The sequence below is a fragment of the Myroides sp. 1354 genome, assembly GCF_030324495.1.
In the GTDB taxonomy this organism is placed as follows: Bacteria; Bacteroidota; Bacteroidia; order Flavobacteriales; family Flavobacteriaceae; genus Flavobacterium.
This window is the reverse complement of the sequence record NZ_JACAGN010000007.1, coordinates 188,521-206,760: the sequence shown is the minus strand read 5'-3', so window position 1 is coordinate 206,760 and position 18,240 is coordinate 188,521. Positions and strand designations below refer to the sequence as shown.

Here is an 18,240-nt window from a genome sequence, read left to right as displayed (position 1 = left end):
TTGATGCGCTTTACCTGTCCTGATACGATGAGTCCCTTTGGAGCGGGTGGAATCAATGCTTACGCCTACTGTGTGGGGGATCCAATCAACTTAATTGATCCGACGGGACACTATGTCACTGGAGGCGTGGCTAGTATGGCCATCGGTCGATATGGAGGAGCAACAGGGGGAATCATATTGGGATTGGTAGGAATTGTCACTTCTATTGCCACTTTTGGAGCTTCTGTGGCCGCCATGGGAGCGGTTGCCGCTGGTGTTGCTTTAGCCCTCAGCGTGACTGCAGAAATAACGGGAGTCACGAGTATTGTTATAGGAGATATAAATCCAGAATTATCGGCTAATTTAGGCTGGGCTTCGCTGGGATTGGGAATTGCAGGCGCAGTAACGGGAAGTGTAGGATATAAGAAAAGGCCAACAGCTATAAATTCAACAAGAAATCGAATGCGAATTATGGAAAATCCTCTCTTTGTAGATGATTCGCCTCAAGATTTTCGTAGAGGAGATCTTCTAGAAAATCCAGCACTTCCAGTGCTAGCAAAGCAGAGAGAAGATGTTGATTATCTACTTGATGGAGGGAAAGAATTCAGAGGTACTTATATAAGAACTAATAATCCTTTAGGGGAAAATAGTCTATTTATCACTGCGCATGGTGCTCGAAGTGGAGGAACTTTTACTACCGATAGAAATATTACACTTCTAACTCCTCTAAATACAAACTTAAGGAGCAGACAAGTTATGAACTATCTTGATGGAGGACCAAATAATTTTAATTCAACAACTTATAACGCAGGTACAGAAGTTCCTAATTTGAGGATATCAGGGCCTATTTTACCTAATCAGACCTTAGATGATTCAATAAATTTGTATCAAGATTTAATAGCACGCAATTTTCCTCACACCTTTTTTGCAATTAGTTCACCAATTGAATATGTGAATCTTAGGGAGCTATTAAGGGGATTGCCAAGACAATATCCAGATGTATTTTTAGCTTGCTGTGCTTCATTTCCGAGAAGAGCGAGCGTGTAAAACAAATTATAAATGAACTTCTCAAAGAATTTTATTGTTATTATTGATGAGAAAAAAATCCTACAGCAAGACTTATCTTGTTGTAGGATTTTAATAGTAGAAACGAATAGCTTAATTTAAGCGGATTCTACCACTTTAAACTGAGATTCATATAGGTTTCTATAGTATCCGTTATCATAAGTTAATAACTCTTGATGCGTTCCTTTTTCTACAATTTTTCCTTTATCCATGACGATAATCACATCTGCATTTACAATCGTAGCTAAGCGGTGTGCGATAATGATAGAGGTTTGATTGTGTGTTAAGTAATCGGTTGCCTTTTGTAGTAATTCTTCCGAGTGAGAGTCAATTGAAGAAGTAGCTTCATCCAGAATTAAGATGCTCGGTCTACTTACATAAGCGCGTAAAAAGGCGATTAATTGTCGTTGTCCTGATGAGAGCATTACCCCTCGTTCTTTTACGTCATAATCATAACCACCTGGCAGATTTACAATGAAGTCATGTATGCCTATTTTCTTAGCCGATTCAATGACAAATTCTCTCGTAATATCAGGGTTGTGAAGGGTGATATTATTCATAATGCTATCGCTAAATAAGAAAACATCTTGTAAAACAATGGCAATTTGTTTGCGCAACGAAGCTAATTCAAAATCGTGAATATCTACATGGTCAATTTTGATTGTTCCTGCATTAATATCGTAAAAGCGATTCAATAAATTGATAATCGTTGATTTTCCTGCACCTGATGATCCTACAATCGCAACAGTTTGTCCAGCTTTTATTTCTAAATCAATTCCCTTTAATACTTCAACACCAGGGATATAACTGAAATGAACCTTTTGAAGTGAAATATCGCCTTTGAATGCAGGCGCTTGAATCCTACCGTTATTTTCAATGGTTTCATCCATTTCTAATACTTCAAATACGCGTTCTGCAGCAATGATTCCCATTTGCATCACATTAAATTTATCCGCAATTTGACGCAAAGGGTTGAATAACATACTGATTAACATGGTGTAGGCAAATAAATCTCCAAAAGTTGTCAAGTTATCTCCTTGTACAATAGACATACCTCCATACCAAATAACTAGTCCCAATGTTAAAGAGGAGACAATATCCGCAATAGGGAAAAAGATGGAGTTATATAAGATATTCTTTAGCCAAGCTTGGTTGTGTTTTTCGTTAATCTCTTTGAACTTTTCATATTCAATTTCCTCACGTGTGAAGAGTTGAACAATCTTCATTCCTGAAATGCGTTCTTGTACAAAGGTGTTGAGGTTGGCAATTTGTGTACGCACCTCTTGGAACGCATCTTTCATTTTAATTTGGAAGATACGTGTGGCATATAGTAAAATAGGCATGGCCAATAAAACAATACAACTGAGTTTCCAGTTCATGTAGAACATAATCCCTAAAACAACCACCATTTTCAATAAGTCACTGACAATCATAAATAATCCTTGACTAAAGATACTGGCAATTGATTCGATATCTGATACTGAACGGGTGACTAATTTACCAACAGGTTCATTGTCGAAATAACGCATGCGAAAAGAAATGATCTTTTTGAATAGTTGTTCGCGAATATCTTTGACGATATCTTGTCCCAACCAACTTGCCCAATAGGTAAATAGAAATTGAAACATCACCTCCAGAAAGAGTACAATTCCCATTAGACCTACATAGAGTAATAAACCATTTTGATCTTGGGGTTGTACGTAACTATTTACGGTTTCTTTGACCATATACGGACGGGCCGCGGCAAAGATGGATAGTGCAATAGCAAAGAATACCACCCAACGAAATCTACTTTGATAAGGTTTGGCGTATGCTAAGGTTTTGCGTAAGGATATAGAATTTAATTTTTTCATAAATAAGGGTAACCTACTTTTGTTAAAAATAAGCCTTTTCCGGGAACTGAAAAACCAGCCTTTCCTCGGTCTTTGCTTTCGATGATGGCTCTGAAATCATCGAGGGTAATTTTGTGTAAACCAACATTGATTAAGGTACCTACAATAGCGCGTACCATATTGCGCAAAAAGCGATTGGCACTAACGGTGAAAACCAGTTGATTGTCGTTTAGCATGGTCCATTCTGCTTTGTAAATGGTGCAATTGAAGGTAAAAACATCCGTATGCGTCTTAGAAAAACACTCGAAATCTTCGTATTCAAATAGAATTTGAGCGGCTTGATTCATCAGTGTAATATCCAAAGGACGGTGATGGTAATAACTCAACGGATGAACAAAAGCATCTTTAAATAGATGCATATGGTATTCATAGGTGCGATAAGTAGCATCAAATCGAGCATGAGCCTCTGCATCTACAGAATGAAATTGATAGACCACAATATCGGCAGGTAAAAAGGAATTCATTTTTTGAATTAAACTCGAAGCATCCAAAGGCAGATCATAATCGAAATGAGCGTACATTTGCTTGGCGTGTACCCCTGCATCTGTTCTTCCTGCACCAACTAATTCAATCGGTTGACGCAATAATGTCGAAATAGCCTCCGTTAAAGTCTGCTGTACAGTAGGAGCATTCGGTTGTAATTGCCAACCGTGATATTCCGTGCCGTTATATGCAAATTCGATAAAATATCTCAAAATAAATTCAGTTTATAAGGCTACAAATATACTTTAAAAAAGTGGAAAACAGTTAGCAGAAAGTAGTAATCGGTTCGGGAGAGTTTTAGCTAAAGTTAGATGATATCGTCTTTAATCGAACATACACCAAGCAACAAACACCAAACAAATGCCAAACAAATGCCAAACAAATACCGAAATAATCCTATTTTTACTTTTTGAAAAGAAACGATATCATGAGAAAGATAAAAAAACTAGCCTTAGCATTAGTACTAGGAGGAATGTGCACAGCAATGCAAGCCCAAGATTTTAATCAATATTTTGAAAATAAGACGTTGCGCTTGGATTATATTTTTGGAGGAAATGCCAGTCAACAATACATTTTATTGGATGAATTGGTTCGTTATCCTAGCTGGGCAGGAAGACAGCATCATTTAAGTGAAAATGCTCTACGTGGAAATGGACAAATTCATTTATATGATGAGGCTACGGATCAACTCATTTATACTACAAGTTTTAGTACCCTTTTTCAGGAGTGGCTGTCCACAGAAGAAGCGAGTACAACAACCAAGAGCTTTGAAAATGTCTTTTTAGTTCCTTTTCCCAAACAAAAAACGCGTATTGAAGTGGTGTTGTTTGATGAAAAAGGCAATGAAAAAAATAAATTAGTACATGTTGTACAACCCCATGATATTTTAATTCACGACAAAGGAGGACAAGAGGTTACTCCGCATGAATATATCCATCGCGCGAAAGACAATGCCAAGGCAATTAACGTGGTGTTGATGGCCGAGGGGTATACCTCAGAAGAGATGGGGCAATTTATGGAATCTGCTCGTTTGTCCGTAGGAGAAATATTCAAGCACAAGCCTTTTGATCAGTTTGGGGATAATTTTAATTTCATCGCAGTTCAAAGTGCGTCTTTAGATTCAGGAGTAAGTGTACCGAGAGCGGGAGAATGGAAGAAAACAGCCGTAGAATCCAATTTTGATACGTTTTACTCTGAGCGTTATTTAACGACGAATCGCCTCAAAAAGGTACATGATTTACTTGCGGGAATTCCTTATGAACACATTATTATTTTAGCTAATACAAATGTATATGGTGGAGGAGGAATCTATAATTCGTATACATTGACTACAACAGGACACAAAGATTTTAAACCTGTGGTTGTTCACGAATTTGGACATAGTTTTGCGGGTTTGGCAGATGAATATTTTTATGAACAAGATGTATTAAGTGATTTCATTTCCAATCAAACGGAACCTTGGGAGCAGAATATTACAACATTAAAGGATTTTGATTCTAAGTGGAAGAAGCAATTGAAGAAGGGAACACCAGTTCCAACGCCTATTGAACAAGCTAAAAAATATCCACTTGGTGTTTATGAAGGATTGCCAGGGAATGGCATTTACAAAGGCGCGATGGAATGTCGTATGCGTACCAATCAATACGATAAATTTTGTGTTGTTTGTCAAAATGCAATTGAGCGCTTGATTCACTTTTATATTGATTAACGATTGTAAAACAAAGGAGGATTTAAAAACATTGAAAAAGATATTATTGTTATCCGATACACATAGTTGTATGGATGAATCGATTTTAAAATATGTCAAACAAGCGGATGAGGTTTGGCATGCTGGAGATATAGGAAATATTCAGGTGACAGATGAGATTAAAAAGCATGTGCCATTGCGTGCGGTATATGGAAATATTGACGATACACAAGCGCGATTGGAATTTCCAGAAGAGCAGCTATTTGTTTGTGAGGGAATGAAGGTTTATATGATTCACATTGGAGGATATCCAGGAAAATACAGGACTCAGGTGAAAAATCAATTGACGAAGGAAAAACCAGGTTTATATATTTGTGGACATTCTCACATCTTAAAAGTGCAATATGATCCACAATATAGTGTGTTGCATTTGAATCCAGGAGCGGCGGGAATCAGCGGGTTTCACCAAGTTCGAACGATGCTTCGATTCGTGTTAGATCAAGGGAATATTAAAGATATGGAGGTTATCGAATGGCCTAAAAACAAAAAAACCGAACAACTCTAGTTGTTCGGTTTTTTTTACGCACTAATAAACTAAGATGTTAGGTTTATCGTAAGCGATCCACAGATTTTACAAGATCTTCATCCTTCTTGATGGCTTTGTTTGCTAATACAAGCAACACGATAGAAACAATAGGGAGGAACATCCCAATACCTTTCTCAGAAACGATTTCTGACGCTTCTCCAGATACAGTTAGTGTTCGATAAACAAATAATCCTAATAGTATAACGTTTAATATCATAGTCAGTCTGTTGCAAACAAACTGTCGTTGTCTATTTTTGTAATTCAAGATACTTACTAAGGTCAATGCAGTACATATACCAAAAAGGATGGTATAACTAGGAACAAACATAAAGTAGATTTCTTCTTGTTGGGCATTGTACCATAATGGAAAAACAAAGGGTAATACGCCAAGCACAATAAGTGCTAAAATCATATATACGGTTTGAATTCGCTGTAGCATGATGATTGGATTTCTGTAACTCACACAAAAGTAAGGTTTCTTTTTTATAAAAACCTATTAAATATTAAAAATAATTCGTATTATTGCAACAGTTATGTCGTAAGTACTTCATAATACGACACTTCTACTAATAAAAATTCCATTCTTATTTTTAAGACACAACTCATTTATTTATAATCTATAAACATTTATATGTTTGACATTTCCCAATTAGAAAAAATGAAGGTTTCTGACCTTCAGGAGATCGCGAAGGAGGCTAAGCTAACTAAGGTGTCGACTTTAAAAAAAGGAGAGTTAATTGAGCGAATTATAGCGCTTCAAACTCCGACAGAAGCTAAAGCGCCAAAACCTGTTGCGAAAAAAGAAAAAGCAGTTCAAGCTGAAGCGGTTCAAGCTATACCAGCAGAAGCTACTACAGTTGAAAAAGCTAAACGCCCAAGGTTAGCGAATAAACAAGCCACAGAGGTTGAGACAACATCAGTGGAAGGGAAACAAGAAAAGGCGACTGAAACAACAGTGAAAACAAACGAGCCTTCAAAAGAAAAAAGAACAGAGCAAAGAACAGAGAATAAGGAGGCAGCGATAAGCGATCAACCTACTCAACCTCGCGATAATCGCAAAGAGTTCACACCCAAAAAGAAAAATGACAACACCAAGCGCGATTTTCAAAAACGCGACTTTAAAAATAACAGAAAACAACAAGGAGAAGAACAACGTCAAGGGGTTACTCCAGATACTACAAAAAGCGAAACTGAGCCTTCAGTTGTAAGCGACCAGCCTATTGTTGAACAAGAAAACAAAAAACAACACCACAATCAACAAGGCAATAAAAATCAACAACGCAATCAAAACCAATCCAATAACAATAACGCTCAAAAGAATAATTTCAGAGAACCAGATTATGAGTTTGACGGAATTATTGAAAGCGAAGGTGTATTGGAAATGATGCCTGATGGTTATGGTTTCTTGCGTTCTGCTGATTATAATTACTTGTCTTCTCCGGATGATATTTATTTATCTCAATCTCAAATCCGTCTTTTCGGATTAAAAACAGGAGATACGGTAAAAGGAGTGGTACGTCCTCCAAAAGAAGGAGAGAAATTCTTCCCTTTGGTTCGCGTATTAAAAATCAATGGGCATGATCCTCAAAGTGTGAGAGATCGCGTGTCTTTTGAACATTTAACGCCGATTTTTCCAACGGAAAAATTCAAATTAGACGGACATAGAAGTACGACGTCTACGCGTATTATGGATATGTTTGCTCCAATTGGTAAAGGACAACGTGGAATGATTGTGGCTCAACCCAAAACAGGTAAAACCATGTTGCTGAAAGATGTAGCTAATGCAATTGCAGCCAATCATCCAGAGGTTTATTTGATTGTTTTATTAATTGATGAACGTCCAGAAGAGGTTACAGATATGCAACGCAGCGTACGTGCAGAAGTAATTGCATCAACTTTTGATGAACCTGCAGAACGCCATGTGAAAGTAGCTAATATTGTATTGGAAAAAGCCAAGCGTTTGGTAGAATGTGGCCATGATGTGGTTATCTTGTTGGATTCAATTACGCGTTTAGCTCGTGCATACAATACGGTACAACCAGCTTCAGGAAAAGTGTTGAGTGGAGGGGTAGATGCCAATGCACTACAAAAGCCAAAACGCTTCTTCGGTGCGGCTCGTAATATTGAAAATGGAGGATCGTTGAGTATTATTGCTACAGCATTAGTGGATACAGGATCTAAAATGGATGAGGTTATCTTCGAAGAGTTCAAAGGAACGGGGAATATGGAACTTCAGCTGGATCGTAAATTGGCGAATAAACGCATTTACCCAGCCATTGACATTACTTCTTCAAGTACACGTCGTGATGACGAGTTGTTAGATCGAGATGCATTACAACGCACATGGACCGTTCGTAAAGTAATGGACGACATGAATTCAATAGAAGCAATGACATCGATTATTGATTCAATCAAAAACACAAAAAACAACGAAGAGTTCTTTGCTGAAATTCAAGGATAATTAGTGATTTCGAATATAAGCAGAAAGAGATAGTCCCTTGTGGTACTATCTCTTTTTTTATTTTTTTAATGGAGTGAGGAGATAGTTTGTTATTTTTGCGCATTAAATGATTGCATATCGACGCCTTAGTATGATAAAGATTGTATTGATTTTACTTGTTTTATTAGTGGACTACCTAGGCTATCGCTATGGGAAGTCTCGCCTAGCTATGTCAAGTAGAAAACTTCAAGTACACAGAAAATCACTACAAAAAACCTGGACTGAAAAACGAGCCCAACTCGAAGAAAAAACCAAACAACTCGAGAGAGAACTCAAAGAAGAAGAGGATGAATTTGACGATTTGATTGACAAAGAGACCTTTAACTTCTTATTAGCTGGTGCCATTGCTACGCTCTTGTTTTTAATTGTTGGCTTGTTTACGGGAAATCCGTTATATTTTTATTTGATTATCTTTCTAATCACGACGTTGGTTTATGTGTATTACACGAAAATACAGTAGCAATCAGCAGGTATTAACCCAATCTTCTTTCTTTTTCTAGTAGTAAGAGATTCATTTGTTTTCTTGCGTATTTGCGTCCATTTAAAAACCGCCCTCGAATTGAATCCTCTTGATAATATTCGATAAAGTAATTCAGTTCTTGAAGTGTCATTGCACTTGGTTGTAAGGTGATTTTTTTGAAATTTATTTGATTGATGTCTTTGCATTCAATTGCGTTTTCAATGCGGTGAATCCGATCTAAAGGAAGTATTTCTTCTACATCAATTAAAATATATTGGTTGAGATCTAAATTGGGGAGGTCGATGCATTTTAAGTATTCTTCAATACTTCTATTTTCAAGATAAATAGAACCGCCACCCGAGCGATGTCGATTGTGTTGATTTTTTTTAACTCCTGAAATCCAATACTCATCTCCTGATTCTAGTTCGTAGTAATTTCCCGATAGGCCATTGCCTTGTAAGCTCTGAAAAGCCTTGCCGTCAAAATACAAGGTTTTTCCGCTCTTGGAAAGAGAAATAAGACCAATCCAAGCAGGACCATTATGACTAAATCCCGTTTTTAGTTCAATGTATTTTAGGACTGTTTTCATAAGAGGAGAATATGAAGTGGAGGTTTTTTTTATTTATTTCAAAAAGTTGTCCTTGCATCCAAAGTCTGAAGTTGAAGTCATCTGTAGATTTTGTTTCATAGATATAACCACAGTATACGTTGTTTGTTAATCTAAGCGTAAGAAGAACAGTAAATCTACTAAGATAAATTTAGAAAGAAAAAGTTTATCAGAAAGACAAAAAAAAGTCTGGACTGATAAACTTTTAGTACAAATAATTAGGAAATGACCCCTAATGTGATATGTAATTGATTAGTTAGCTGTTTTGTTTGTCCTATTACCTCTTAATTTGTCAAATAGATAAACAGGGAGTTAATTGAGAAGACAGTTTTTAGTAGTGAATCTTAAGGAACTTGTTTAAGATAAATCACTACATCTGTAGAATTTGTAAGTATACCCACTTCGTAATTACGTCCTTGATAAGTAAATCTATGAGTGTCTGTGTATTGACTATTAGGTTCTATTGTGATGCATATTTCACGCGAATTTTTGTTATAAACTAATCTTTCCCCAAAAAACGAATCAACGTACCCCACATTTGCCCAATTGTTAGGCAAACCATTTTGAAGTAAGTTGTGAGGAAAGTTCATTTTAACAGTAGAATTAGCAACAGGAATTGTTTTGTTTTTTACATCAAATTTGATAAAAAAGAGCTTTCCCATTTTTCCTACGATATCTCTTTCAGCACTTCTTACTGTGCTTCCTGTGTAATTGAAATTGAATCCGTTAATGGTTGGCATTCCAGGGTATTGAAGAGGGACTGCGTTATATGCAATAAAAGTTTGTTGCTGGTTAGGATTTAAAGTGATAGCCTCAGCGGGAATGAAGTTTCCGAATTTTTTACCATTAGTGATAAGGTTAGGCGAATAGTAAATGCTAGATGGGTCAAATATTTTTATATTACTTGAGTTGCTAGGTGAATTTGGCCATAAAATTTCAGGAATATTAGGATCAAAATCAAAAGTACCATAACCGAAGTAAGGAGTAAACGTAAAGAACAAATTAGTACTATTTATTAATTTGTAATTAATATAACCATTAGGAGTAACTCCCATATCCATATAGCCGGACGAATCCGCATAATAAGGGGAATTGTATCCTATACTTGGGTCGATGGTTTGTGTTTCTAACGGTGTGGATTGAATTTCTTTGTCATCTTGAGAACAAGAAAAAAGTAAGAATGCTAACCCGAATAATAGAATTTTTTTCATAAGATTTGTGATTAAGGTTGATCATATGAATTTAATTATTTTTTTTAGTATAATTTAATATAAATTCTATTTTAGGGAAAAGTACAGTTTTTCTGTATTTGTTTCTATGAGAAGGTACTCAAAAAAAGAGAATTGTTTTTTGTAGAAATATAAAGCGATATTAACTAAAGATATAGTTTTTTTGTATTAATTGTTAATTTTATTGTATTAATTTTTTAATAATTTGTTTTATTGTTAAGTTTAATTAACCAATTAAAATTATATTTTATGAAAAAAATGTTAGTATTAATAGTGTCTTTGATGCTGTTTAGTTGTAGTAGTGACTCGGTTACCGAATCAAAAGAAGGTATGGATTATTCTAATGTAAACACTACATTAAATGAGGAAATACAAAAGGCTCGAGCAGATTTTGAAGAGTACTATCGTATGTTTATGCTTGGTAAGGATCCTATGACAAAAGAAGAATTTGTAGATAAACTATATCAATACGCGTATGATTATTTGAAAGCTTTAGATATAGTTCCTCCGTTAGATAAAGAGGAAGCTGTAGGGATGGCTTTTGCTAACTATTATGAAATGAATTCTGTGTCTTCGCCTGGGAAAATGGGAATAGCTAGATCTATTGAAATTATCAATAATACAATACATGATTTGCAGATTCCAGCTTTAGTTGCAGTAGTGACTGATACAAATACAATGTTTGATAATTTACAAATAGCAGCACCTGTACGTATTTCTTCTAATCATTCATTTGTTTTACAACAAATAAATAATAGGTTTGATTTTCCGTTTTGTTCTCCAACACATACGGTGAAATGGAATAATTATCATTATCCTCTTCCTCCTGTTTTAAATGTTGCTTGTGGTGATGTTTTGAATCTTTCAAATGTTGCAGCAATGAATAACTTTATGTATATGACTATGTTTAAAACTGATTTTTTTTATGAGAATACTCAAAATCCTACTGGTTTATCTGGGGCATATGGTTCTGTAGCACGTAATGATAGTCACCATATCATTAATATTGGTGAAATTACTCGTGTACCTGTTGGAATCGTGTCGAATAATGGCGAACAAATGTTGGTATCAGAAGTTGCTTTAATTCTTGGTGGTACTGATGTTCATGTGATTGAAATAAGTATTGAATAAAATAAAGTAAGAAAAAGTTCATCACACGATGAACTTTTTTTATGTCTAGATTAAAGTAGAGAACGAATACTTCTAAGTAAACGGGCTAGAAACTTTTAGATGTATTGATTATACTATGTACTTATGATTCATAAGAAAAAAACTTCTATGCTAAGCCTCTCTCAATTAATCAATTAATCAATAACTTAAAAAAAACATCTATTTTTTCTTTGTTCTAGTTTGGTTTTACAGAATATCGTCTTATATTTGCACTCGCAATAAGCAACAAGGCCACGTGGCGCAACTGAATAGCGCATCTGATTACGGCTCAGAAGGTTGCAGGTTTGAATCCTGCCGTGGTCACGAAATTAAGGCGATGTGGCGCAACTGAATAGCGCATCTGATTACGGCTCAGAAGGTTACAGGTTTGAATCCTGTCATCGTCACAAAAAGGAAAAGGTTACACATTTGTGTAACCTTTTTTTATGGTATTTAGCCAAATTACATAGAATATTTTATACTAGATTTAATTATTCAAAAACGCATTTAAATAAAGAAGTCAGTTAAAATTACAAAATCATTTCAATCAAGATTTACTAAAAACTCTTCATTATTCCTGAATACAGAAAATCCTACTCAGATTTATCTGAGTAGGATTTTCTTTTTATGTTTTATTTACATTTTAAGGTAAAGCTAATATTGCTGCTTCTAATTGTTGATAATTTGTTGTATAAATCAAACTATTAGTCGGTACAATATAGCTTGAATTATTTCCAAGAGGTGTAGATATAATACTATAAACATAATTCCCATTCATTTCAGCTACAAAAATAAGATGAACATCTAAACCGACAGATGCCATATTTGATGAAAATTGAAATGAATTTGATCCTGAATGAAATGTATCCAATTGAAAAAGCGCATTATTTTGTCCTTCTACTGCTAAATATACAGAAGAATTTGATAGATTAAAATTTGATGGTACAGTTACTCTTACATTTGTTTTTTCTCCAGGTAAGTAAATTAATTTATCAACATTACACCATCCAAAATTGCGAGAATTCTTAATTAATATATCATACATTGGTTCTCTTTCTCTCTCATTAGTAAAGGTTTCTCCATCATTTTCAAAAGTTAAATCATTTGAATCTGCAGGTTGCCAAGTTAAATTATCATTTTCATCAATATCTCCATTCCATAAAACCATACCTCTAGGATCTGCATCTGAGTTTCTTGTATCAATATTTACTTTAATAGGGCTCACTATTTCTACTTGCTCTCTTTGATATCTAATATCTATATAAAACTCACCACCTGTAATCAACAATTCTTTTTGTTGATTAATTAAAGCCATTGTTGGCGTATTAGCTAACACCATCTTGCTTCTCTCAAAAATCTCTATATAATCAATGTCTAAAATTCCATTAATATCCTCACCGTGCTTTGTTTTAATTGAATGAGGCGGAATTACAATATTAGATCTACTTTTTGTATAAAAAACAGCCCCTTTTTCGGCATAATAATAAATTCTACCTCCTTGGTTAAGATCAGCTAAAGCCTTTTTTCTAAGGGCTTTTAAATTGCCATTAACCTCTAATGTTGTTTGTGAAGTTGGATTTCCATCGTTAGTATTAACTGAATCCGAACTACAAGAAGCAAGTGTTAATGACAAAGTCAATAACATAAATAAAATTTTCTTCATAATTTAAAATTAAAATTGGTAATTATTTTTTAATTCTACTTTCTATAAGTAAAACTTACTACCCTATCTCCTAAAATATTCCGGACTAGTTTTTAAAAAGATATTACAGTAGTATAAATTTAGTTAAATAAAATTAACTTACAATAAGCAAAGAAAAAATATTTAAGTAAATATGTGGTTTATTTATTCTTTTTTAACCAATAATGCTTGTTAAATCGTCTAAATATAAGGAATTTTGCAATTTTGCTAAACAATAGATATTTATATAATTATTGTTAATTAAATGTTAATTTATTTCATTCTGCTTCACCAACTTCTCATATTCAAAACCCTACTTCATTATTCACTGCGTGGTTTTTTTTATTATAGTGTCAGTCCCGTCCTGAAATAGCGATACATAAAAAATATCGGATTACAGTCAAGTTTTCGGCTTGTATGTCCTCACGCAGGAGAAATCAAAGCGTAGTGAAGATTCATCGAACACTAAAATAAAATAGTAACTCGGTGAGATAGGTCGCATTTCCTAAATCAGGTTTCGATTATCGGATTTCTAAACAAAAAGTTTAGTCAATTTAAAAGGAAAGGATTTGTCTTTTACTTCTACAAACATTCTCCTCAGCTTTTTTTTATTGTTACATAATCGAGTAATGTCATTCATACTTCTATCGTTGTTTTTTTACTATTCTAAAAGAATAGGTGTATAAAAACTGTACATTATGTTAATTATTGATTGTTTATTTTTTTGTTAAATTAACGATATCTATATTTAGGATAACCAATTTTAAAATTATATAGTATGAAAAAATTATTGTTAGGATTAGCATTGACGCTGTCATTAGGAACGTTTGCTAATTCAGGTGAAATTGTTAAAGATGAGAGACTAGAGCAAACTACTAAAAAATGTTATCTGTTGCGATTTGATGCCATTTACTATTCCAATTTCCAAGCAGTTGCGAGTTCTAAAACATACCATGAAATGAATTTTTATGGCACATTTGATGAAGCTATAGTTGAATCAGAAGATTTTAAAGATAGTTTTAATTATTCTCCAATACTAAATTGGACCACTGGAACAGGATGGAGTTTACCAGTTAGCCAACCTCAAGAAGTATCAATAACTAAATGTTTTAATTTTAATTAATAAAAAACAGGCTGTCTTTTTAGACAGCCTGTTATATTCTAATCCTTTCTGTAGGATATAGAGATCCTTTAATGTATTGATAATTCGAAAATTGATTAATTCATGAAGTGTTTTTAAGGTTAATATAAGCGGCTTTAAAATCTTTTGATTTAGAAATATTTCCGAGTGTATGGATAAGCGAAACTAGGGCTTTTTATGCCTGATTTGCGATAGTTTGGATTCGACACAACAAACTTCCAACACATTTTTAAGTTAGTGTAATAGATAAAACTAGCACAGACATTTACGACTTCTTTTGAAAGCATAATACCACAAGTCTTGTTGTTATTGCAAACACCTATCCCTTAGGCGGTACCATTAAATCTCTTACTTGTTCATTTCTTTTTAGATAAGCAAAGTATCTACTTTATTTTCTTTCAAAGTTTCTAGGTGATACTGATGTTTTAGACAAGTTGGTTTTTATTGAAATACTTCAAGGAGCCTTCTCGGATCAGATATAAAAGTTGAGAACAGTAAAAATATCTTAGTATAACCAAGTTTTCGACTCCTATGCCGCCTTGACCTAGGAGAAATCAAAACGTACTGAAGATTGATCGAACACTAAGATAGTAACTCAGTGAGAGAGGTCGCATTTCCTAAATCAGGTTCCACTTATCGGATTTCTAAACAAAAAGTTTAGTCAATTTAAAAGGAAAGGATTTGTCTTTTACTTCAACAAGCATTCTCCTCAGCTTTTTTTATTGTTACATAATCGAGTAATGTCATTCATACTTCTATCGTTGTTTTTGTGTATTTATGTTTTTTAGAATAGGTGTATAAAAACTGTACATTATGTTAATTATTGATTGTTTATTTTTTTGTTAAATTAACGATATTTATATTTAGGATAACCAATTTTAAAATTATAGAGTATGAAGAAATTATTGTTAGGATTAGCATTGACGCTGTCATTAGGAACGTTTGCTAATTCAGGTGAAATTATTAAAGATGACCAAATTATTCATCTAATAAAAACTTGTTATAGATTTGATGTTGATAGAACGAAATGGGTAAATCACAATCCGACAAGTTATACTACAAGTTATACAGAATATGGTATGTATACAGAAGCAGGGGCTTACCAAAGATCTCTGGAGTTGTCTCAATTATATCCGACAGATATTGATCAGAATGGTAACGGATATTTGTCATTACATGCATATAGTGTTTCAAATATATCAAATTGCACTGGACTAATACCAGCTATCTCTTCAGATAATTAGACATATTATCACTACAAATATTAAAAAATATCAGAGTTTAACTACTCTGGTATTTTTTATTTAGGGGGAACTAGGTAGTTTTAATAGTAAAGCTTGGTAATAGTAAAAAGTACATGATTCAAAGAGAAAGATAGAAAATAGACATATTCGACTTTAGATTATAAAAGTTAAGTGGCCTTTCTGTATAACCCCTTAATTCTCGTATTTTTGTTTTTGTAAATAAGAACGAAATACATGATCCTCGACTACCTTCAATTTTGGTTTTCCGCTTATAACGAACACGGCACCCATTCGCCTTTTGTGTTTAATCTCTTGACGCGTGGACTTTATCCTGTTGATGCACGTTGGAAAGGACAGTCTAGGAAAGAACAATTTTTCAATCGCCTTTTGGTGTATTTTGAACCCCAGCAACTCGCTACTTTAGCTGGTAGTATTCCCAAAGATATTAAAACATCAATTTCCACAGTACCCTATCAAGGGAATATAAATAAAGGCTATGATGCGATTCTCTTTCAAGGAGCAGATGCAAAAACGTGGCCTGCTATAGAAGAAGTTGCGCAAACGATGCACAATGATTCTTTTTGGATGATTGATCGTAGAGGAAAAGATGCATCTATTGAAAAATATTGGCAAGAAGTCGTGGCATCAGAGGAAATGATTGTAACTTTAGATTTCTATTATTTTGGAGTGGCTTTTAAGCGAAAAGAACAATTGAAGCAGCATTTTAAACTGCGTCTGCAACCGGATCGCGTTTTTCGCTTGCTGCGCGTGTAACAAAAGGGCACTTCGACACACTTATATGAAAATACGAAGATTATGTCTAAAGAATTAATTATTGATATCAAGGCGATTAAACGCGATTTTAAAATGGGATCCGAAACGGTCAAGGTTTTAAAAGGGGTGGATTTGCAAATTGAAAAAGGGGATTACGTCGCTTTGATGGGACCTTCTGGATCAGGTAAGTCTACGTTGATGAATATATTAGGTTGTTTGGATACGCCTACTTCAGGCTATTATAGCTTAAATGGCAAAGATGTCAGTCGATTGGACGATGATCAATTGGCAGAAATTCGCAACAAAGACATCGGTTTCGTCTTTCAAACCTTCAATTTAATGCCGCGTACTACGGCTTTAGACAATGTAGCCTTGCCGATGATTTACGCTGGACGATCCAAAGAAGATCGCAATCAACGTGCGTCTGATGTATTGCATATGGTGGGCTTAGGGGATCGCATGGATCACCATCCCAATCAATTGTCAGGAGGACAACGACAACGTGTGGCAGTCGCTCGTGCCTTAGTTAATAATCCTTCGATTATTTTGGCTGATGAGCCCACAGGGAATTTAGATACCAAAACTTCGATTGAGATTATGGGGTTGTTTGATGAGATTCACCGCAAAGGCAATACCGTTATTCTCGTGACACACGAAGAAGATATTGCCGAACATGCTCATCGCATTATTCGCTTGCGCGATGGAGTTATCGAAAGTGACCAGCGAATAAAATAGAAAACAAAGAATGGAATTGTGCCTAAAGTATTGTATTTTGCTTCAGTGAAAACATATTATTACAAAGGGAACAATGAAAATATATACTAAAACGGGAGATCAAGGGAGTACTGCTTTATTCGGTGGTACACGTGTGCCGAAAAACCATATGCGAATAGAGGCCTATGGCACGGTGGATGAATTAAATTCTTATATTGGTTTGATTCGCGATCAGGATATTCCCCAACTTGAAAAACAGGCTTTACTCGCTATTCAGCATCACCTTTTTACGTTAGGGGCTATTTTAGCAACAGATCCAGCCAAGGCTATACTGAAAAATGGAAAAGAACGCCTGAATATTCCAAAAATAACAGCAGAGACAATCCTCTTTTTAGAGGAAGAGATTGATCGCATGGAGGAGCCTTTAGCGCCTATGACACATTTTATTCTTCCTGGCGGACATACAACGGTGTCATTCTGTCATATTGCACGTTGTGTTTGTCGTCGATCCGAGCGCTTGTCAGTACAATTAGACCTAGAAGAGGGGGTTGATGCAACAGTTTTGATGTACTTGAACCGACTTTCTGACTATCTATTTGTGTTGGCACGAAAGTTGACTTTTGATTTACAAGCGGAAGAGATTAAATGGATACCTGAAAAGTTGAAATAACCATGGAAATCTGCTGTTTTTTGTTGTGATTAAGCAAGACGTTCTTTAATGTTAGTGAAATACTATGAAAAAAGCTTGCTTATTTCATAATAAAATTTATTTTTGCAATAAAATTTAAAAAAGGTTAAGAGATGTATTGGACATTAGAATTGGCATCTTATTTAAGTGATGCTCCATGGCCTGCTACTAAAGATGAGTTGATAGATTACGCTATTAGAACAGGTGCGCCCCTTGAAGTAGTAGAAAACTTACAATCCATCGAAGATGAAGGAGAAATCTATGAATCTATGGAAGAAATTTGGCCAGACTATCCTACGGACGAAGATTATCTTTGGAACGAGGATGAGTACTAATATAGAAAAAAGCCTTCTTCAAGGCT

General features: G+C 34.7%; 18 protein-coding genes and 2 tRNA genes. 14 read left to right on the top strand and 6 right to left on the bottom strand.

The genetic code is table 11. The annotated features are described in order from the left end of the window. A partial coding sequence (locus HX004_RS09750; RefSeq protein WP_286442304.1) for an RHS repeat-associated core domain-containing protein occupies positions 1 to 1,026 on the top strand: 1,026 nt, incomplete at its 5' end. A 116-nt stretch (positions 1,027 to 1,142) separates the two neighbouring features. On the opposite strand, the gene HX004_RS09745 is transcribed toward HX004_RS09750, so the two are convergent. Beyond that, positions 1,143 to 2,897 carry an ABC transporter ATP-binding protein gene (locus HX004_RS09745; protein ID WP_286442303.1) on the bottom strand — a complete coding sequence of 585 codons (1,755 nt, stop codon included), beginning with the start codon at positions 2,895 to 2,897 and terminating at the stop codon, positions 1,143 to 1,145. After that, positions 2,894 to 3,631 (bottom strand): tRNA pseudouridine(38-40) synthase TruA, encoded by a 738-nt coding sequence (truA, locus tag HX004_RS09740; protein ID WP_286442302.1) that lies wholly within the window; start codon positions 3,629 to 3,631, stop codon positions 2,894 to 2,896. The genes HX004_RS09745 and truA overlap by 4 nt, the downstream gene beginning before the upstream one ends. Before the next feature lie 215 nt (positions 3,632 to 3,846). Between truA and HX004_RS09735 the strand changes: the two genes are divergently transcribed. Both HX004_RS09735 and HX004_RS09730 read left to right on the top strand, forming a co-directional pair. After that, a complete protein-coding gene (locus HX004_RS09735; protein WP_286442301.1) occupies positions 3,847 to 5,127 on the top strand; it encodes a M64 family metallopeptidase in 1,281 nt (426 codons plus the stop codon). A 31-nt stretch (positions 5,128 to 5,158) separates the two neighbouring features. Continuing rightward, entirely contained in the window at positions 5,159 to 5,671 is a 513-nt protein-coding gene (locus HX004_RS09730) for a metallophosphoesterase family protein (protein ID WP_286442300.1), read from the top strand. 43 nt (positions 5,672 to 5,714) lie between these two features. On the opposite strand, the gene HX004_RS09725 is transcribed toward HX004_RS09730, so the two are convergent. After that, positions 5,715 to 6,131, bottom strand: coding sequence for a DUF4293 domain-containing protein (locus HX004_RS09725; protein ID WP_286442306.1), 417 nt, complete (start codon positions 6,129 to 6,131; stop codon positions 5,715 to 5,717). 192 nt (positions 6,132 to 6,323) lie between these two features. On the opposite strand from HX004_RS09725, the gene rho reads away from it, so the two are divergent. Together rho and HX004_RS09715 are read left to right on the top strand one after the other, a co-directional pair. Next, positions 6,324 to 8,153 (top strand): transcription termination factor Rho, encoded by a 1,830-nt coding sequence (gene rho / locus HX004_RS09720; protein ID WP_286442299.1) that lies wholly within the window; start codon positions 6,324 to 6,326, stop codon positions 8,151 to 8,153. Positions 8,154 to 8,283: 130 nt separating this feature from the next. Then, complete coding sequence (locus tag HX004_RS09715; protein WP_286442298.1) at positions 8,284 to 8,652, top strand: hypothetical protein; 369 nt, start codon at positions 8,284 to 8,286, stop codon at positions 8,650 to 8,652. A gap of 13 nt (positions 8,653 to 8,665) precedes the next feature. On the opposite strand, the gene HX004_RS09710 is transcribed toward HX004_RS09715, so the two are convergent. Together HX004_RS09710 and HX004_RS09705 are read right to left on the bottom strand one after the other, a co-directional pair. After that, complete coding sequence (locus HX004_RS09710) at positions 8,666 to 9,241, bottom strand: hypothetical protein (RefSeq protein ID WP_286442297.1); 576 nt, start codon at positions 9,239 to 9,241, stop codon at positions 8,666 to 8,668. A gap of 362 nt (positions 9,242 to 9,603) precedes the next feature. Continuing rightward, the gene (locus HX004_RS09705) at positions 9,604 to 10,470 is read right to left on the bottom strand and encodes a hypothetical protein (protein WP_286442296.1); all 867 of its coding nucleotides are present in this window, start codon (positions 10,468 to 10,470) and stop codon (positions 9,604 to 9,606) included. Between the two features lie 267 nt (positions 10,471 to 10,737). Here HX004_RS09705 and HX004_RS09700 point away from each other — a divergent pair, with 267 nt between their 5' ends. The 3 genes from HX004_RS09700 (at position 10,738) to HX004_RS09690 (ending at position 12,044) form a co-directional block, all read left to right on the top strand. Further along, positions 10,738 to 11,619 (top strand): hypothetical protein, encoded by an 882-nt coding sequence (locus tag HX004_RS09700; RefSeq protein ID WP_286442295.1) that lies wholly within the window; start codon positions 10,738 to 10,740, stop codon positions 11,617 to 11,619. 268 nt (positions 11,620 to 11,887) lie between these two features. Further along, positions 11,888 to 11,961 (top strand) — tRNA-Arg (locus tag HX004_RS09695). 9 nt (positions 11,962 to 11,970) lie between these two features. Further along, positions 11,971 to 12,044, top strand: a tRNA-Arg gene (locus HX004_RS09690). Between the two features lie 236 nt (positions 12,045 to 12,280). On the opposite strand, the gene HX004_RS09685 is transcribed toward HX004_RS09690, so the two are convergent. Continuing rightward, positions 12,281 to 13,300 (bottom strand): hypothetical protein, encoded by a 1,020-nt coding sequence (locus tag HX004_RS09685; RefSeq protein ID WP_286442294.1) that lies wholly within the window; start codon positions 13,298 to 13,300, stop codon positions 12,281 to 12,283. A 796-nt stretch (positions 13,301 to 14,096) separates the two neighbouring features. Between HX004_RS09685 and HX004_RS09680 the strand changes: the two genes are divergently transcribed. The 6 genes from HX004_RS09680 (at position 14,097) to HX004_RS09655 (ending at position 18,214) form a co-directional block, all read left to right on the top strand. Then, on the top strand, positions 14,097 to 14,441 hold the full coding sequence (locus HX004_RS09680) for a hypothetical protein (protein WP_286442293.1): 345 nt from the start codon (positions 14,097 to 14,099) through the stop codon (positions 14,439 to 14,441). A 911-nt stretch (positions 14,442 to 15,352) separates the two neighbouring features. Beyond that, a complete protein-coding gene (locus HX004_RS09675; RefSeq protein ID WP_286442292.1) occupies positions 15,353 to 15,703 on the top strand; it encodes a hypothetical protein in 351 nt (116 codons plus the stop codon). Positions 15,704 to 15,937: 234 nt separating this feature from the next. Next, the gene (locus HX004_RS09670) at positions 15,938 to 16,477 is read left to right on the top strand and encodes a hypothetical protein (protein ID WP_286442291.1); all 540 of its coding nucleotides are present in this window, start codon (positions 15,938 to 15,940) and stop codon (positions 16,475 to 16,477) included. A gap of 42 nt (positions 16,478 to 16,519) precedes the next feature. Continuing rightward, positions 16,520 to 17,212 carry an ABC transporter ATP-binding protein gene (locus tag HX004_RS09665; RefSeq protein ID WP_286442290.1) on the top strand — a complete coding sequence of 231 codons (693 nt, stop codon included), beginning with the start codon at positions 16,520 to 16,522 and terminating at the stop codon, positions 17,210 to 17,212. Between the two features lie 73 nt (positions 17,213 to 17,285). Continuing rightward, positions 17,286 to 17,861, top strand: a complete 576-nt coding sequence (locus HX004_RS09660; RefSeq protein WP_286442289.1) for a cob(I)yrinic acid a,c-diamide adenosyltransferase — start codon at positions 17,286 to 17,288, stop codon at positions 17,859 to 17,861. A gap of 131 nt (positions 17,862 to 17,992) precedes the next feature. Continuing rightward, a complete protein-coding gene (locus HX004_RS09655) occupies positions 17,993 to 18,214 on the top strand; it encodes a DUF2795 domain-containing protein (RefSeq protein ID WP_002986941.1) in 222 nt (73 codons plus the stop codon). Positions 18,215 to 18,240 lie beyond the last annotated feature (26 nt).

Excerpts from the sequence above, each read along its gene's own strand:
- HX004_RS09700 (WP_286442295.1), top strand. The coding sequence starts at position 10,738 with ATGAAAAAAATGTTAGTATTAATAGTGTCTTTGATGCTGTTTAGTTGT.
- HX004_RS09685 (WP_286442294.1), bottom strand. The coding sequence starts at position 13,300 with ATGAAGAAAATTTTATTTATGTTATTGACTTTGTCATTAACACTTGCT.
- HX004_RS09675 (WP_286442292.1), top strand. The coding sequence starts at position 15,353 with ATGAAGAAATTATTGTTAGGATTAGCATTGACGCTGTCATTAGGAACG.
- HX004_RS09655 (WP_002986941.1), top strand. The coding sequence starts at position 17,993 with ATGTATTGGACATTAGAATTGGCATCTTATTTAAGTGATGCTCCATGG.
- HX004_RS09745 (WP_286442303.1), bottom strand. The coding sequence starts at position 2,897 with ATGAAAAAATTAAATTCTATATCCTTACGCAAAACCTTAGCATACGCC.
- HX004_RS09680 (WP_286442293.1), top strand. The coding sequence starts at position 14,097 with ATGAAAAAATTATTGTTAGGATTAGCATTGACGCTGTCATTAGGAACG.
- HX004_RS09735 (WP_286442301.1), top strand. The coding sequence starts at position 3,847 with ATGAGAAAGATAAAAAAACTAGCCTTAGCATTAGTACTAGGAGGAATG.
- HX004_RS09665 (WP_286442290.1), top strand. The coding sequence starts at position 16,520 with ATGTCTAAAGAATTAATTATTGATATCAAGGCGATTAAACGCGATTTT.
- HX004_RS09660 (WP_286442289.1), top strand. The coding sequence starts at position 17,286 with ATGAAAATATATACTAAAACGGGAGATCAAGGGAGTACTGCTTTATTC.
- rho (WP_286442299.1), top strand. The coding sequence starts at position 6,324 with ATGTTTGACATTTCCCAATTAGAAAAAATGAAGGTTTCTGACCTTCAG.
- HX004_RS09725 (WP_286442306.1), bottom strand. The coding sequence starts at position 6,131 with ATGCTACAGCGAATTCAAACCGTATATATGATTTTAGCACTTATTGTG.
- HX004_RS09715 (WP_286442298.1), top strand. The coding sequence starts at position 8,284 with ATGATAAAGATTGTATTGATTTTACTTGTTTTATTAGTGGACTACCTA.
- HX004_RS09710 (WP_286442297.1), bottom strand. The coding sequence starts at position 9,241 with ATGAAAACAGTCCTAAAATACATTGAACTAAAAACGGGATTTAGTCAT.
- HX004_RS09670 (WP_286442291.1), top strand. The coding sequence starts at position 15,938 with ATGATCCTCGACTACCTTCAATTTTGGTTTTCCGCTTATAACGAACAC.
- HX004_RS09705 (WP_286442296.1), bottom strand. The coding sequence starts at position 10,470 with ATGAAAAAAATTCTATTATTCGGGTTAGCATTCTTACTTTTTTCTTGT.